The 15,454-nt window shown below is 69.0% G+C and carries 16 protein-coding genes; 7 read left to right on the forward strand and 9 right to left on the reverse strand.

Annotated elements, in window-relative coordinates:
* Positions 1-11 precede the first annotated feature (11 nt).
* Positions 12-302, reverse strand: a complete 291-nt coding sequence (locus L593_RS04460; protein WP_201764638.1) for a hypothetical protein — start codon at positions 300-302, stop codon at positions 12-14.
* Between the two features lie 408 nt (positions 303-710).
* Between L593_RS04460 and L593_RS04465 the strand changes: the two genes are divergently transcribed.
* Complete coding sequence (locus L593_RS04465; RefSeq protein ID WP_020445744.1) at positions 711-2,066, forward strand: FAD-dependent oxidoreductase; 1,356 nt, start codon at positions 711-713, stop codon at positions 2,064-2,066.
* A gap of 142 nt (positions 2,067-2,208) precedes the next feature.
* Here the strand turns inward: L593_RS04465 and pdxT are convergent, their stop codons facing one another.
* Together pdxT and L593_RS04475 are read right to left on the reverse strand one after the other, a co-directional pair.
* On the reverse strand, positions 2,209-2,805 hold the full coding sequence (gene pdxT, locus L593_RS04470; protein ID WP_049894299.1) for a pyridoxal 5'-phosphate synthase glutaminase subunit PdxT: 597 nt from the start codon (positions 2,803-2,805) through the stop codon (positions 2,209-2,211).
* A 127-nt stretch (positions 2,806-2,932) separates the two neighbouring features.
* Positions 2,933-3,097 (reverse strand): preprotein translocase subunit Sec61beta, encoded by a 165-nt coding sequence (locus L593_RS04475; RefSeq protein ID WP_020445746.1) that lies wholly within the window; start codon positions 3,095-3,097, stop codon positions 2,933-2,935.
* Between the two features lie 122 nt (positions 3,098-3,219).
* Between L593_RS04475 and L593_RS04480 the strand changes: the two genes are divergently transcribed.
* Positions 3,220-4,260 (forward strand): zinc-binding dehydrogenase, encoded by a 1,041-nt coding sequence (locus tag L593_RS04480; protein ID WP_020445747.1) that lies wholly within the window; start codon positions 3,220-3,222, stop codon positions 4,258-4,260.
* 96 nt (positions 4,261-4,356) lie between these two features.
* Here the strand turns inward: L593_RS04480 and L593_RS04485 are convergent, their stop codons facing one another.
* The 3 genes from L593_RS04485 to L593_RS04495 all read right to left on the reverse strand — a co-directional run bounded on the left by L593_RS04485 (position 4,357) and on the right by L593_RS04495 (position 8,359).
* Positions 4,357-6,036, reverse strand: a complete 1,680-nt coding sequence (locus L593_RS04485; protein ID WP_020445748.1) for a sensor histidine kinase — start codon at positions 6,034-6,036, stop codon at positions 4,357-4,359.
* A gap of 2 nt (positions 6,037-6,038) precedes the next feature.
* Positions 6,039-7,799, reverse strand: a complete 1,761-nt coding sequence (locus L593_RS04490) for a PAS domain-containing protein (protein WP_020445749.1) — start codon at positions 7,797-7,799, stop codon at positions 6,039-6,041.
* A gap of 143 nt (positions 7,800-7,942) precedes the next feature.
* Positions 7,943-8,359, reverse strand: a complete 417-nt coding sequence (locus tag L593_RS04495) for a winged helix-turn-helix domain-containing protein (protein WP_020445750.1) — start codon at positions 8,357-8,359, stop codon at positions 7,943-7,945.
* 234 nt (positions 8,360-8,593) lie between these two features.
* Here L593_RS04495 and L593_RS04500 point away from each other — a divergent pair, with 234 nt between their 5' ends.
* Positions 8,594-9,190: a response regulator gene (locus tag L593_RS04500; protein ID WP_020445751.1), complete on the forward strand. Its 597-nt coding sequence runs from the start codon at positions 8,594-8,596 to the stop codon at positions 9,188-9,190.
* Between the two features lie 13 nt (positions 9,191-9,203).
* On the opposite strand, the gene L593_RS16385 is transcribed toward L593_RS04500, so the two are convergent.
* Positions 9,204-9,329 (reverse strand): hypothetical protein, encoded by a 126-nt coding sequence (locus L593_RS16385; protein WP_255347063.1) that lies wholly within the window; start codon positions 9,327-9,329, stop codon positions 9,204-9,206.
* 209 nt (positions 9,330-9,538) lie between these two features.
* Here L593_RS16385 and L593_RS04505 point away from each other — a divergent pair, with 209 nt between their 5' ends.
* The 3 genes from L593_RS04505 (at position 9,539) to L593_RS04515 (ending at position 13,938) form a co-directional block, all read left to right on the forward strand.
* Complete coding sequence (locus tag L593_RS04505) at positions 9,539-10,807, forward strand: HAMP domain-containing sensor histidine kinase (protein WP_020445752.1); 1,269 nt, start codon at positions 9,539-9,541, stop codon at positions 10,805-10,807.
* 71 nt (positions 10,808-10,878) lie between these two features.
* Complete coding sequence (locus tag L593_RS04510) at positions 10,879-12,438, forward strand: bacterio-opsin activator domain-containing protein (RefSeq protein ID WP_020445753.1); 1,560 nt, start codon at positions 10,879-10,881, stop codon at positions 12,436-12,438.
* Between the two features lie 144 nt (positions 12,439-12,582).
* Positions 12,583-13,938, forward strand: coding sequence for a hypothetical protein (locus tag L593_RS04515; protein ID WP_020445754.1), 1,356 nt, complete (start codon positions 12,583-12,585; stop codon positions 13,936-13,938).
* 68 nt (positions 13,939-14,006) lie between these two features.
* Here L593_RS04515 and L593_RS04520 read toward each other — a convergent pair whose 3' ends face one another.
* Positions 14,007-14,465 (reverse strand): RDD family protein, encoded by a 459-nt coding sequence (locus tag L593_RS04520; RefSeq protein ID WP_020445755.1) that lies wholly within the window; start codon positions 14,463-14,465, stop codon positions 14,007-14,009.
* Between the two features lie 146 nt (positions 14,466-14,611).
* Between L593_RS04520 and L593_RS04525 the strand changes: the two genes are divergently transcribed.
* The gene (locus L593_RS04525) at positions 14,612-14,950 is read left to right on the forward strand and encodes a hypothetical protein (protein ID WP_020445756.1); all 339 of its coding nucleotides are present in this window, start codon (positions 14,612-14,614) and stop codon (positions 14,948-14,950) included.
* Between the two features lie 89 nt (positions 14,951-15,039).
* Here the strand turns inward: L593_RS04525 and L593_RS04530 are convergent, their stop codons facing one another.
* Positions 15,040-15,402 carry a hypothetical protein gene (locus L593_RS04530; protein ID WP_020445757.1) on the reverse strand — a complete coding sequence of 121 codons (363 nt, stop codon included), beginning with the start codon at positions 15,400-15,402 and terminating at the stop codon, positions 15,040-15,042.
* Positions 15,403-15,454 lie beyond the last annotated feature (52 nt).

The raw sequence follows: 15,454 nt of genomic DNA on the forward strand, positions 1-15,454 counted from the left end.
GTGGCTCACGATCACTCTGACGGTTGGATATGCCGTTGCGCGGCGTAGAAACCAGCCGCGTAGATCCCGAACGAAAAGATGCCGATCGAGAAGATCCCGATGGCGAAGATCCCCACGGAGAAGATACCCGCTGCGAATACGCCGACGGAAAAGATACCGGTCGACAGCACGCCCACACTGAAGTTTCCGGCAGCTAGATAGCCCACGGCGGATTCGCCCGCGGCGAGTACGTCGAATCCCGCTACCGTTTCGACGCCGGCGACGGTCAACCCCAGGGCGACGAGCAGGAGCCCGACGACCACGGTTCCAGTGACGTCTTCCAGTTCTAATTCCATATGTGATAGGTTAGACCACGTGGGTTTTATAAATCGGTCACAGTTCTCGATAGCTGAAGTGTCGACGCAGACGAATCCCCCGTTACTGGCGTCGTTAGAGCATGCTGCCGTCGGTAGAGGATGCCGCCGTCGATACTAGCACGCTGCCGTGGCTACGGGAGCCTGCCGTCGCTAGTAGCGTGCTGCCGGCTGGAACGGTCAAGGCGGATCGGGTCCAGCGGAGTCGTCTCTGGCCGCTGGATCCGCTCGAACGGTGATCTTCCATCCTATAATGGTAGAAATAATCTGCTGCCGCTGTTTTGTACGGTCTTGACAATTCTACGTAGCTGAGAATAGTATCCCGACTCTTAGCGGATCGGTCACGTACTAGCAGGTATGACGGACACGTTCGTCGTTATTGGCGGGGACGCCGCCGGGATGAGTGCCGCGAGCAAGGCCAGACGCGAGAACCCCGACCTCGAGATCGTCGCCTTCGAGAAGGGAGACTGGGTGTCGTACGCCGCGTGTGGGATGCCCTATTACGTGAAAGGCGACGTCGAGTCGCTGGACGACCTCGTCCAGGTCACTCCCGACGCCTTCCGGACGGAGCGGGACATCGATCTGCGGACGAATCACGAAGTCGTCGACGTCGACCCCGATGCACAGACGGTGACGGTGTCGACGGGCAACGACCGATTCGAGCAGCCGTACGACCAGTTACTGATCGCGACGGGGGCTCGAGCGATCGAACCGCCGTTCACCGGCATGGACCTCGAGGGCGTCTTCACGATCCACGACCTGGACCATGCCGATGCGATTCAGACGTACGTGTCGGAGACCGACCCCGAGACGGCGGCCATCGTCGGCGGCGGCTACGTGGGCATCGAGATGGCCGAGGCACTCGCCAGCCGCGGGCTGGACGTCCACCTCTTCGAGATGCTGCCGCACGTGCTCCAACCGTTCGGCGAGTCGGTCGCGACGGTCGTCGAAGACCACCTTCGAGAACAGGGCGTCGAGCTTCACCTGGACACGCCAGTAGCGGGATTCGGCGGCGAAGAAGCCGTCTCCTCGGTCGAACTCGATTCGGCGACGATACCGGCCGACGTCGTCGTGGTCGGCGTCGGCGTGGAACCGAACGTCGAGCTCGCCGCGGACGCCGGCATCGAGATCGGCGAGACGGGAGCCATCGCCATCGACGAGTACGGCCGCACGAACTACGAGTCCGTCTTCGCAGCAGGAGACTGTGCCGAGGCGACGAACGTCGTCACCGGTGACGCCGACCACGTCCCCCTCGCACTGACTGCGAACCGGGCAGGACGGGCGATCGGCCAGACGGTCACGGGAACACCGACGGACGTCGGTGAAATCGCCGGGACGGCCATCGTGAAAGCGTTCGACGTCGGCGCAGCACGGACGGGCATCATCGACGAGGAGCGTGCTCGTGACGCGGGCTTCGACCCGGTATCCGTCGAGATTACGGCGCCGTCGCGGGCCCACTACTACCCCGGGACCCAGGAGCTGACGGTCACGCTCGTCGCAGACCGCGAATCGGAGCGCGTGCTCGGGGCGAGCGTCGTCGGGGGCGAAGGGGCGAAACGGATCGACACAGTCGCAACGGCGCTCCACGCGGGCCTGACCGTGACGGAGGTAGAAACCCTCGATCTGGCGTACGCACCGCCGTTCAGCCCCGTCTGGGACCCGATCGCGACCGCGGCGAAGGTCCTCGCGGGCTCGCTGAAGAAGACGGCCTGAGCCCGGCAGCCCCTCCGCCGACTCCCCTGCCCTCGTCGATTCAATTTGCTAGAGACGTGCGTCCGCTTGTCTCCCGGAAATCGATGCGTTCTGCAGGTCGCCAGGACGGGAAGCAAAGTCGCCGATTCGGGGCGGCTGCCGCCTACGCGTCCGCAGCCGCGAGCGGCTCGAACAGCGCGAGGTCGTGGAGTCGAGCGTCGTCGGTCAGTTCGGGGTGGAACGCAGTTCCGACGATGGCGCCCTGGCGAACGGCGACGGGGCGGCCCTGAACGGTCGCGAGCACCTCGACGTCCTCGCCGACGTCGTCGATCGCCGGAGCGCGGATGAACACCGCCGGGAACGGCTCGTCGAGGCCGGTGACGTCGATGGCGGCTTCGAAGCTGTGCTTCTGGCGGCCGAAGGCGTTGCGCTCGACGGCGACGTCGAGCAGTCCGAGTTCCTGCACCCGATCGTCCTGGGGGTCCCGCGAGCAGACGATCAGGCCCGCGCAGGTCGCAAAGATCGGTTTGTCGGCGTCCGCGTGGGCCTCGATCTCGGGGGCGATCCCCTCGCGCTGGAGGGTGCGGGAGATCGTCGTCGACTCGCCGCCGGGCATGAGGAGCACGTCGCAGTCGGGAACGACGCCGGCGTCGCGAATCTCTACGACGTCGACGTCCTGTCCGAGTCGCTCGCCAGCCTGCTCGACGGCCGCGACGTGCTCGGCGACGTCGCCCTGCACGGCGATCACGCCCGCTCGAATCGTCATTGTGCGTACGAAGGAGACGGGCGGGCAAAAGAACGACGGACGAAGCCGGGCAGGGGTGCTCCCAGACTAGCTGGTCACCAGGTGAGGCGAGAGCGGAAAATCGAGGAGACGATCGGCGCGATCAGTAGACGATCGTCAGCGTCTGGACGAACGCGCCCAGGAGCACGCCGAAGGCCATGACGCTCTTGGGATCCATGCGGATCGCGTTGTTGTCCTCGGAGTCGAAATATCGTACGAGCCCCGCGCTTGACATCAGGCCGCCGGAGTTCTGGCCACTGCCGCTCATGGTCGAGGCTGAGTGAGGCGCAGGCATAGGTCTTGCCCTCCGGAGTCGATCGTGGCTGCCACAGGGCCGGATCTGGACCACCCGCCCCGAGCGTTATGTCGCGAGCGAAGGTACTGGCGAGCATGAAGGCCGTCCAGTTCACCGGCACCGGGGGCACCGACGTGATCGAGTACGCCGAGGTCGAGCGACCCGAACCCGGGCCTGGCGAGGTCCTCGTCGACGTCAAAGCCGGCGCGCTCAACCACGTCGACGTCTGGGCTCGGCGCGGGCTCCCTGGGAACGACCTCTCCTATCCCCACACGCCGGGGTGTGACGGTGCCGGCGTCGTCGAGGCCGTGGGCGAGGCGATCGAACGGTTCGCGCCCGGCGATCGCGTCGCCGTATGGCCCGGGGTCAGCTGTGGGACGTGCGAGTTCTGCCGGCGCGGCGAGCCCTCGATGTGCGTCGAGTACGCGCTGCTCGGCGAGCACCTGCCGGGCGTCCACGCCGAGTACGCCGCCGTTCCCGAGGAGAACCTCGTGCCGGTGCCCGACGGCGTCGACTGGGCGACCGCCGGTGCCGCACCGCTCGTCTTCGGCACCGCCTGGCGCATGCTGATCGAGCGCGGGGACGTCTCCGCCGGCGAAACGGTGCTCGTCCTCGGCGCGAGCGGCGGTGTCGGCCACGCCGCAGTGCAGATCGCCGACCACGCAGGGGCGACCGTGTTCGCGACCGGCTCGAGCGAGGCGAAGCTCGACGCCGCCCGCGACCTCGGTGCCGAGCACGCGATCGACTACGAGCGCGAGGACTTCGCCGACCGAGTGCGCGAGCTGACCGACCGCCGGGGCGTCGACGTCGTCGTCGATCACGTCGGCGCGGCGACCTGGCAGGACTCCCTTCGGTCGCTCGCGAAGGGCGGCCGGGTGCTCACCTGCGGCGCGACCACCGGCCCGAACCCCGAGACGTCGATCGGCCGGATCTTCTGGAACCAGCTCCAGGTGATCGGCTCGACGATGGCGAGCCCCGGCGAGCTGGATCGCGCGCTGGAGCTAGTCTGGAACGGGGAGTTCGAGGTCGAGGTCCGCGAGACGCTGCCGATGAGCGAGACGGCGCGGGGCCACGAGCTACTCGAGTCACGGGAGGGGTTCGGAAAGGTGGTGCTCGTGCCCGACAGCGAACTCTGAGGGTGCCGGACGCCGGCTGCGCACTTCGATGTACTGGATGCGACGCGAACCGCAGCGGCTGACGACCTCGTAGGAGGCACTTGAACGCCTGTGGAGTCAGACGTACTCTCCGGAAGCGTCGGGAGCGTCGGACAGATCCGGAAGCGAGACGGTGACGACGGTGCCCCGCGGGTCGTTGTCCCCGAACTCCAGGCGCCCGCCGAGTCGCGTCACGGCCCAGTGGACCAGCCAGAGGCCGACGCCGCTGCCGTGGGCCGCGGGCGTCTCCTCGCCGCCGAGGAGAATGCGCTGCTCGTACTCGGGGATCCCGGGACCGTCGTCGCGAACCGTCAGCGTCGCGCCATCCGCAGTTCCAGTGACGGCGACGGAGACCGTGGGCGAGTCGCGGTCGCTGTGCTCGACGGCGTTCTCGACCAGCTCCGCGACGACCAGGCGGACGATCTCCGGGTCCGAGTGGACGACGGGCGCCGACTGGGAACGAGTCAGCGACACGTCGGCGTCGACCGCCTCGAGCACCGATCCCGCGATGGCTTCGAGATCGCAGTCCGCCGGATCGAGCTGCTCGGCCGTCAGGAGGCGGCCGGAGTGCTCGACCGTCTCCGCGAGGTCCACGAGATCCGTCGCCAGCCCCTCGATCCGGTCGAGCTGTTCGACCGCCACGTCTCGATCCAGTGCGCCCTCACGAACCGGCTCGGCGAACCCGCGAATCGCGTCGAGGTCGTTACGGAGCGTGTGACGAAGCACGCGGTTGAGTACCTGCAGTTGCTGCTCGCGGGTGCGCCGATCCGTCACGTCCTGGAAGAGGTAGACGGCACCCGCAGGGCGGCCCTCGTCCCCGTCGATGTCCGTTCGGCGGACCTCGAACTGGCGACGGCCCCCGGTCGTGCGGAGGGTGACGGGCGTCGCGATCGTGCGATCGGGGTCGTCGACGTCGAGGCCGGTCAGCTCGGAGAGCGTCCCTCGGCGGAGGTTCGATCGCGGGAGATCGAACGTTCGGGTCGCGGAACGGTTGGCGTCGAGCACGCGCTGGCGGTGGTCGGTGACGACGACCGGGTGGTCGAGAGCAGCCAGCACGGTCTCCCGCGCGAGGTGACCGGCCGCCGGTGCCGGTGCGAGCAGCTCCCCTCGCAGCTCGCCGAGGCCCAGAACGCCCACGGTGACGCCGACCTGTCCGAGCCCGATCGCCAGCGTGGCCGTCGTCGACAGCTGCTGGCCGAGCGGGATCGTGAACGGCAACAGCGCGACGCCGAGCCCGCCGAGGCTCAGTGTGGCGCCACGCCAGGCCGGCAGATCGTCGTAGCGGAGGGTCGATCGGGCCAGGAGCACCACGCCGAGTAGGCCCAGGGCGAACACGGCGATCTGGAGGACGGACGAGCTGAGGTACGACACCGTCCCGAGCACGCCGAAGTCCCGTCGACCTGCGTCGTGGAGCCACGTGATCGCGGAGCTGCCGACCGCCAGCACGCCGAGCAGCGCGAGCGCGCCGACCCAGCGCCGCGTCGTCGTCGGCGCGGTGCCCGTGTACTCCGTCGCGAAGGCGATCCAGCACAACGAGGCGAACGCGTAGCCACCGAGCAGGGCGAGCTGGACGGTCGGGTCGGCCCTGATTCCGCCGACGTTGGCAGCGAGGAGGGCGAGAACGCCAGCGATCGCGCCGAGGAGGACGACGAGTACCGACAGCGCGACCGTCGCCGGCCGTGACCGCGTGGGGTCCAGGGCAACGGAGAGCGTCAGCGAGCCGCCGAGAATCGCGACCCCTGCGAGCAGCCACGCCATCGTCACGGTCGATCACCGTCCGGGTCGTCGTCCGGTGCCGCCGACCGTCCACGGGACCGTGTCACGCTCGGCGTCGACCGGGTCGCGGTAGCTGCAGGCGGGCGTGACTCGGCAGCACCGGTCCCCGGGAGCTCCATCGAGAGGCGCAGGCTCGCGGCTCCGGGCGTCGACGTCGACACTCGGCCCCCGGCGCGTTCGATTGCGAGGCGCGCGATCGGGATGGACGGCAGGTCCGTCTCTGGGGCCGTCTCGAACGTCGCGAGCACCTCGATGCTCGGCCGCTCGCTTGCCGCGACCCGGAGGTCGACCCCCGACGGGTCACGTCGAGCGACGTCGTCGAGGACCGTCTCGAGAATCGTCCGGACGAGTGGGGTCGGTAGCGTCGTCCGGAGCGGCCCGTCGGCGGGGTCGATCGACGGGGGAGGCGATACGTCCATCTCGGCGGAGGCCGCCGCGTGTCGGACCGTAGCACGGAGGTCCCGGGCTGGAATGGCCTCGCCGTTCGACGTCGTTGTCGAGGTCGGGCCGTCCGAGGCCCTGCCATCGCCGGTATCGATCCCGCGTTCGACCGCCCGTGCACTCGCGACGAGTCGCGTCACGGCCGTCGCATTCTCCCAGATCCGGTCGGCGGCCGCCGTCGGCGACGTCCCAGCGTCGCACTGGTCGGCAGCCGCCGTAGCGGTGGTCGCCGCCGTCTCCATCCGGGTGCCGACGACGTCGACGACGAACCGGCGGAGCAACGCCAGTTGCTCCTCGCGGACGCGCCGGTCGGTGACGTCCGAGCAGACCAGGACGTGGCCGTACTGCCGGGCGCCGCTCCCGCGGATCGGCGTCGTCGTCAGTGCGAGCGTCCGGTGGTCCGCCGTCGTCGTCCGGACGCCCTCGCGAGCAGTCGCGAGCGTCTCCAGGTCCAGGTCGAAACCGAGCACCTCGTCGAGAGCCGCTCCCTGCACGGCGTCCGGTTCCAGGTCGAACAGCGACGCGGCGCGATCGTTCAGGTCGCGAACGCGGTCCGCCTCGTCGACGACGATGACGCCCGCTGAGAGCGCGTCGAACACCCGATCCCGACCGGCGACGCGGGCGGCTGGCAGCGTGTCGAACAGTGGATAACGCACGACTGGCACGAGCAGGGCAGCGCTCGCCACGGCGAGCGAGCCGGGGAACAGCCAGCGGTGGCCGATCACCTGCGCCAGCTGCACCCCCGAAAGCAGCGCCACCGCTCCGGCCGACAGGAGCAGCGGTTCGGCGACGGGGAACGCGTTCTGCCGAACCGAGGCGAGCATCAGGAGCCCGATACCGACAGCGGCCAGGATCGCCGTCGCGAGATAGCAGAGTGCGAGTGCATCGACGTGTGCTGCGGTTCGCCCGCGGCTAGCGGCGAGGAACGTGACCGTGATCGCGGCCGTCGAGAGGACCGCCACGGCGCCCGCAACCGCTACGAACAGTCGGCGGCCGCGTCCGACGTAGGCGAGCGCAAACAGTGCCCAGAGGCCGCCGGCGACGGTCCCGACGGTCGCCCCCTGGATTACCCACCAGCCATCGACGCGAACTCCGATCGGCAGGACTCGGGAGAGCGCGTCCGCGACCGGAGCGGTGGTCGCGAGGTGGAGCGCGCTCGCGGCCGTGAGCGCGAGCGCCACGCCGAGCAGCGGGCCCGCCGCGGGCCTCGAGCGGCGGTGGAGGAGGTGCAGGGTGAGCCCGACCGAGAGCAGGACCGCGACGGCAGCGGCGACGGCGTCGAGTGGGATGGCAGAGGCGATCATCTGAAGCGGACGTGCGGTCGTGCGGTGCGGCGTCGTGGCGCGTGACGGTGGCCCAGCTACCGGAGCGACGGCTGACGATCGATGCTCAACCCCGGCTCCCCGTTAACTCTGTTCCACGGGCCCGCTGCAGTCGACCGCCACAGCTAGTCCGCTGCGGAGCGGGCCCGGACGCCAGCGTCGGGCGAGTCCGCCCGCTCGACGGTGACGCGGGTCGCGTCGTCGAACTCGACGGAGAGCGAGTCGGCGACGAAGTAGTACACCTTGCTGTGATGGCCGCCGTCGGGGTCGATGCGCCGGCGGACCGACGCGAACCCGACCTCGACGAGCGCGTTGAGCCTGCGGAACGCGGTCGGCTTCGACATCCCGGTCGCCGCAGCGACCTCGGCGCCGCTGCGAGGCTCGGTTCGAATCGCCTCGATCGCTTCGCGTGCGTAGTCGTCGCCCAGAAGATCGAGGACGGCCTCGGTCGACGGCGCAGGCGGTTCGTCGTCGCGCTGACCGCGTGGTGCTCCAGTCTCGATTCCGCCGGGATCGTCGATCGAGCGATATGCGTCCGACATCGTACCTGGATCGAACGGTCCCGGCTCCCTGGCGACTCGTGCTAACTATCTGGATCGCCGGGTCGAGTGGCGTCTAGTAGTCTAGATCGGGAGCATCGAGCACGGCCCCGCAACCATCGGCTGCTAGCACGGGGACCGCCAGTTCGGACGGCTACAGGTGTCGGAGGCCACCGACGGCGACGGAGCCGAACGGGGGCAGTTTATCACGATTCGGCGAAAACGACCGGTCGAACGATGGACGATCAGCAGGACGCAGACACCGGGGCGGCCGATCGCCCACGCGTGCTGATCGTCGACGACGAACGCGAGGTCGCAGACGCCTACGCGCTTCGGCTGCGCGACGTCGCCGACGTCGAGACGGCGTACGGCGGGCAGGCTGCCCTGGACACCGTCGCGGACGGCACCTTCGACGTCGTCCTCCTCGATCGGCACATGCCCGGAACCTCCGGCGACGAGGTACTCGACGAACTCCAGGACGCGGCGTTCCGCGGCCGAGTGGTGATGGTCACGGCGATCGATCCAGGGTTCGACGTCCTCGACATGCCCTTCGACGACTACCTCTGCAAACCGGTCGATCGCGAGGATCTCGTGGCCGCGGTCGATCAGCAGTGTAGTATCCTCGGTCACGAACTGCTCGGCGACTACTTCGGCACCGAGGCCAAGCGACGCGTCATCGCGGCGGAGTTTCCAGAGGAAGAGCGGCGCTCCCACGAGCGATACGGCGAGCTAGAGACGCGCGTCGAGGCGCTCCGGCGCCGCGTCGGCCGGCTCCTCGACGATCCGAGCGACCTCCTCTCCTCGTTCGACGACGTCGGTCGAACCGACGAGTGACCGACCGGGACCGTCAGGACCAGTTCTCGTCGTCGGGCAGCTCCGGTGCAGGACGGTCTTCGTCGACCCAGACGGCGAGCGCTGCGGGGACCGCGATTGCGAGCAGTACGAGCGTGCCGATCTTCGTTCGAGCGCGCATGTGTTCCACCGGTTGACCGCCAGGAACGGAAACCCCGAGGCAGCGATTCAGCCCCAGCAACGCTGCGAAAGGGAGTACACGCCGAGCGTCGTCTGTGTAGCTAGACCGCAGGCCTTTGTGGGCCCGACTGGAATCGAACATCGACGCGAACGCATCGACAATGGCCCGACCACACCCCCGCCATCTGCAATACCACGACGAGAGCCTCGATGACGGGTGAGGCGCCAACCGGCGGCACCGTCGCCCTCGAGGACGCTCCCTTGCCGACGATCGCCGTGGACATCGTCGACGGCACGCCACGGATCGCGGGCGTGAACGAACCGTTCCGCTCGCGATTCGGCGACGTGACCGTGGACAGCCGGCTCCACGACGCGCTCACAGCTGCGGGCTTCGACGTCGACGACGGTGCGCTGACGCCCGCACGACTCGAGTCCGGGCTACGGCAGTCGATTCGGCGGACGAACGAGGACGAGAGCTCATCGGGCGCTGGCGATTCGCACGTGCTCCTCTCGATCCCGGTCAGCGAGGGTGGTGCGCTGGTCGTGCTGCTCGCCGATGTCTGGGCAGGCCCGGGCCCAGGGCCGGGACGGGGCGAGTCGGATGCGAGGACCGATGCAACGGCTGTGGCGAACGGCGAGGACCGCGGGAAAGCCGACCCGACCACCGAGCAGTCGTTGGCCGCGTTCGCGAGCGCGATCGGCCACGACCTCCGGAACCCACTCGACGTCGCGAAGGCCCGCCTGCGAGCAGGACGCGAGCGGGCCGACGACGAACACTTCGAGCACGTCGAGCGTGCCCTCGACCGGCTGGACCGACGCATCGACGACGTGGTCGCCCTGGCAGACACCGGCGCGGCCGACCGCACCGAGTCGATCGACGTCGGCGCCGTGGCGGAGCGGGCCTGGGCGGACTGCCGGACTGGGCGGGCTAGGCTGGCCGTTCGGGGGCCGTTCCCCGCGGTCGAGGCAGACGAGAGCGGCGTCCGCCGCATCTTCGAGAACCTGTTCCGTAACGCCGTCGAGCACGGCTCGACGAGCCTTCACTCGGCACACCCTCGTGAAGACGCCGTCGAGCACGGCTCGACGAGCCCTCGATCGAAGTCGTCTCGCGAGGACGCCGCCGACCACGGGCTGCCTCCCGAAGCGGGTGGAGAGAAACACCCGGGAGCCAGGGTCGCCGACGATGGATCGCCGGCGGAACTGACTGTGACCGTCGACCGGCTCACGGATCCCGACGGGTTCTCCGTCGAAGACGACGGTTCTGGGATCCCCGAGGATATTCGAGACCGGCTCTTCGACCCCGGCGTCAGCGGCGAGGAGCACGGGACGGGGCTCGGCCTGGCGATCGTCGATCGGATCGCCGATCGACACGGCTGGACGGTCGCGGCGACGACCGGGGACGACGGGGGCGCGCGCTTCGAGATCGTTGGCGTGGACTTCGACGCCGACGACACCCTGTCCGAGAGCGACGCCCGATGACGCGCCACGAACGACCGCCGGGCGCGCCCGGACGAGAGCGTTTAAGCGGATCACGGAGCCACCTACGTGCGATGGGGGACCCACTCGAGCACGCGCCGATCGGGGTCGTCGCACTGGACGCGAACGACTGCGTTCGGTCGCTCAATCCCCGTGCCTGTGAGTTGCTGTCCGTGACTCCCGACGACGCCGAGGGTGAGCCCCTCGACGACGTGTTTCCGCGGTCGGTGGACGAGGGCGTACGGGAAGCGCTCGCGGCGGAGCCGGCAACCGAGGGGGTGGACCGGGACCCACGCGATCGGCCCATCGAGGAGTACTACCCCGCACTCGAGCACTGGCTCGCGGTGACGGTCGTCCCGGACGGCGAGGGCGGGACGGTCCTCTACGTCGAGGAGACGACGGACGAACACCGCGCGGAGCGTCGGGAGGCCGAGCTCGTCGACGACCTCGATCGGCTCGGACTCACGAACGAACTCGTCGCGGACGTGCTCGACGCGCTGGTCGACGCCTCGACGCGCTCGGAGATCGCCACGCGGATCTGCGATCGCCTGGGAACGGCCGACCGGTTCGACTTCGCGTGGGTCGGTGAGCGGGAGATCGGCTCGGACGGCATCGCGATCAGAGCCGCAGACGGGACGACCGATCAGACGCTCGACGCGATCGAGACACTGCTCGCGGGCGACGAGGCAATTCCGGAGCGGCGCGTGATCGACAGCGGGTCGGTCGAGGTCGTGCAGCCACTCGGCGCCGACGAGTCGGTGCCGGAGCCGATCCGCCGCGCGGCCTTCGCCGACGGGCTCCAGTCGCTGCTCGCGATCCCGCTCCGGTACGGCTCGAGCGTCTACGGCGTCGTCGGCGTCTACGCGTCGGACCGGGCGGCGTTCTCCGACCGCGAGGCGAGTAGCTTCGCCACGGTCGGTGAGATGGCGGGCTTCGCGATCAACGCGACGCGACAGCGCGCGCTGCTCGAATCGAGCACCGTCGTCGAACTGCGGTTCGACCTGACCGGCGTCGCGTCCCCGTTCGTCGAGAGTGCCGTCGAGGCCGACGCCGCGCTGTCGCTGGAAGGAACGGTTCACCGCGGCGAGGACCTACTCTGTTACCTCGACGTCGCGTCGGCAGCGCCGTCGACCGTCGCGTCGGCGCTGCAGGACCGCGAGGCAGTGTCGGCGACGCGCATCGTCTCGACGGAGGACGCGGCGGGGTCGATCGAGGCGGCGATCGCACCCTCGACGCCGATCGGCGTCCTTGATTCCCAGGGGCTGACCCTCGAGTCCGCGACCTTCGAACCCGGCGAGCACCGCGTGACCGTCGAGGTCCCGCCCGAGGAGGACGTTCGCCGCATCGCCGACGCCTTCGTCCGTGCATTCGACGCGAGCGTCGAAGCGAAGCTGGAACGCCAGCGAACCGATCCCACTGCAGCCGAGGTGGGCTCGGCGTTGCACGACCGACTCACCGAGTACCAGGAGCGGGCGTTGCGGACGGCGCTGTTCGCCGAGTACTTCGAGTCGCCGCGGGGGAGCACCGCCGAGGAGGTCGCCGAGGCGCTCGATATCACCGCGCCGACCCTCCTCTATCACCTCCGGGCGGGCCAGCGGAAGCTCCTCGAAGAGCACTTCGACGCCGATCGATAGCGACGGAGATCCAGGTTCGCCGTCGGGAGCGGGCGCCAGCGGGACGCCGCGGGATTCCGCAATCACGACCACTTTTCATGCCCACGGTCGTGGGATCGTCCAACGGCGACGATCGAACGCAGATCGTTGCATTCGAGCCGACCGATGACACGACTCGATCGACGAGCGCTACTTCGCACCGGAGCCTTCGCCGCGGCGGCAGCGACGGCTGGCTGCATCTTCGCTCGCGGCGGGGCGGGTGAGCGGTCGTTCACCCGGTGGCTCCCGCGGAGCCAGTCCGGGCTCGTGGCGGCCCACCTCGACCTCGAGATCGACGCGGAGACCCAGGAGTCCGAACCACTGCTACCGTTGATCCTCCCGGACGCAGAAGAGGCCAGCGGTCCGGGGTACACGCCGCAGATCCGTGGACTGGATGGCGTCGACGATCCGATGCTCACGGTCCCGCTGGCGTTGGGTGCCCGTATGACCGGGCTCGCGAGCATCGGCCTCTACGCGGCAGGGCTGGGCTACCTGGTCGACCCGGAGGAATCGGCGACACCGGTGACGAAGTTGATCAACGCGAACGACGTGCTCGTGGCACCCGGGGACGTCGACACCGCACGGGCGGCGGAGGAACTCCGTTCCGGGTCGCCCGACAGTCCGTTCTCGATCCCCCACGAACGCGTCGACGAGTACGGTGGGTTCGAACGGTACGAACCGACGACGCAGCAACAGGGTGTCGTCGCCGTCGACGACGCCGCGGTCGTGGTTGCGGACGATCGCGCAGGGATCGAGGCGGTGATCGACACGTTCCGTGGCGAGCGCACGGCCGCCACCGAGGCACACGATCGTCTGGGGTGGCTCTTCGACACCGCCCGCGAAGGACACATCGGGGTCGGCTGGCTGGGTGATCCCGACCTCGAGCCCTACTTCTTCGGCGAGCCGGGGGACGCCCTGCCCCAAGACGCGATCGACCCCTGGACCGATCTCTACGCCTCGATCGAGTTCGATCCGAACACGACCGAGCTGCGCGCCTCGTTGTCGGCGTACGGAGTCGACGGCGCAAGCCCGGCCCAGAATCGAGTGGCGTCGCGGTTTGGGTCGGCGGGCATCGACCGCGAGAGCACCATCGAATCGGACCGGGTGTCGGTGTCGGCGGCATACGGGAACGATGTGCTCGACGTGCGCATGCAGCCGCGCGACGAGCAGGGCGGGTCCGGCGATGAGCATCCCGATCCGGACGACGAGGTGCCGCCGGCCGTCGACGCTGGGGTGCCCGAGGACGCGTTCCGATTCGAGTACACGCCCGCTGAGGATCGCGTCGACGTGTACGTCGAGGCGGAACTCGACGTCGATTCGATCACGGTCCGGACCGTCGAGTCGGAGTGGGAGAACAGTACCTCGGACACGGACGTGATCGAGTACCTCACCGTCTACGTCGATCCCGAGGGCGACGAGGTCCACGTAATCGCGACCGTCGACGACGAGTCCGGCGTCGTCGCACGGTACGAGGTCGAGTAACCGAGGAGGGGCTCGCCGAAAACGGGGCCGGAGGGAAGGGGAGCGTCAGCGGGAACCGGTGAGTCCGATCAGTTCCTGACGACGGCCGTGCCGCCGAGGCGATCGCCGAGTCGCTCGTGGTCGCTGGAGATCGCCACGAGCACGATCGCGATCCCGTAGAACATCGGGAGCCAGTCGATCAGTCGCAGGAGGTTCCGGACGAGCGACGAGCGGAGGGAGAGGACGGAGCCGTCCGCCTCGACGGCCTCGATCCCCACGAGGTACTTGCCGAGCGTCTTGCCATACTTCCACTCGAGGACAGTGTGATAGCCGACGCCGAGGCCGAGCCAGGTCAGGAACGCGACCGTCCCCGCCGTTCCCTCCACCGTCGCGTCCACCTCGTTGGCGGTCGTTTCGACCTGTCCAGTCGCTGCCCCGATGGCCAGCGTTGCGATCATGAATAGCGCCAGCCAGACGAAGGAGTCGACCGTCATCGCGATACCACGGATGCCGAGCCCACACCGTTGCAGGCCGTCGTCTTCCGTCATGCTATCCGATCGTTGGCGCGTTCCCCACAAGGGCCCCTCGCGCCGTTTCCTGGGGAGAAACGGTGCCGAGTGCGCGCGCTTCGTCGACGCTCGGACCCCCAGCCGGCTTCGAAGTCACTATGCATCCACGACACCGAGATCGACGCGTGTCAGCGACGAGCGATGGACCGGGCGAGTCTGCCGAGGGTGATCGCGACGCAGCCGACGGTCCGGCGGAGTCGGCCGACGACGGGAGCGGCGAGCCGACCCGCACGACGACGCACCGCCCCGGCGACGAGGTGACCCACCCCGACGCCGACGGCCGAACCTGGAGCTGGCGCGGGGACGTCCTGCTCGTCGGCATCTTCCTGTCGCTGTTCGTCGTCCCGATCGTGATCTACCTGCAGCCGCCGGCGCTGGAGTGGCGCGTCCGGTTGCTCATTCTGCCGATGATTCCGGGGCTGGTGCTGGCCGCCGCGGCGGTCTGGGCGACGACGCGACCGTGAGGGACGGGCGCTATTCGTGCGAAGTCGGGCAGGGGTACGTTCTGGGGGATCGGGTAGCGGTACGTCCTGGAAAAATCCTCAACAGGAACTTATCTGATCGCGCGCGGCGCGGCCTCGAAGTCCGTCTCGAGGCGTTCGACGATGCGCCAGGCGAGGTCGGCGTCGTCCTCGGGCACGTCGGTGCGATCCGCGTACTCGACGAGCGCCTGGCGGATCCGCCAGGCTTCGAAGGTCGTCACGCGGTCGCCGAGCTCGACGCCGGTGCCCGGGGAGGGGCCGGCGTCGCCGCCTGTCTCGAGTTTCCCAGCGATCGATACCGCCCACCAGGGCGGTGCGTCGTTGGCCTCGTAGGCCCGGTCGACGTGCTCGACCATGACGTGGTGGAGCACCCACTGCTCGGCTCGGCTGAGGTCCAGTCCGTCGGGCGCTGGGGGAGTGGCGGTCGTGCTCATCTGTGCACCGAGGGAGGTCGTCCCTCACCCCAAATACGAGGGAGGAGGTAAA

Source organism: Salinarchaeum sp. Harcht-Bsk1 (genome assembly GCF_000403645.1).
Lineage (GTDB): Archaea > Halobacteriota > Halobacteria > Halobacteriales > Salinarchaeaceae > Salinarchaeum.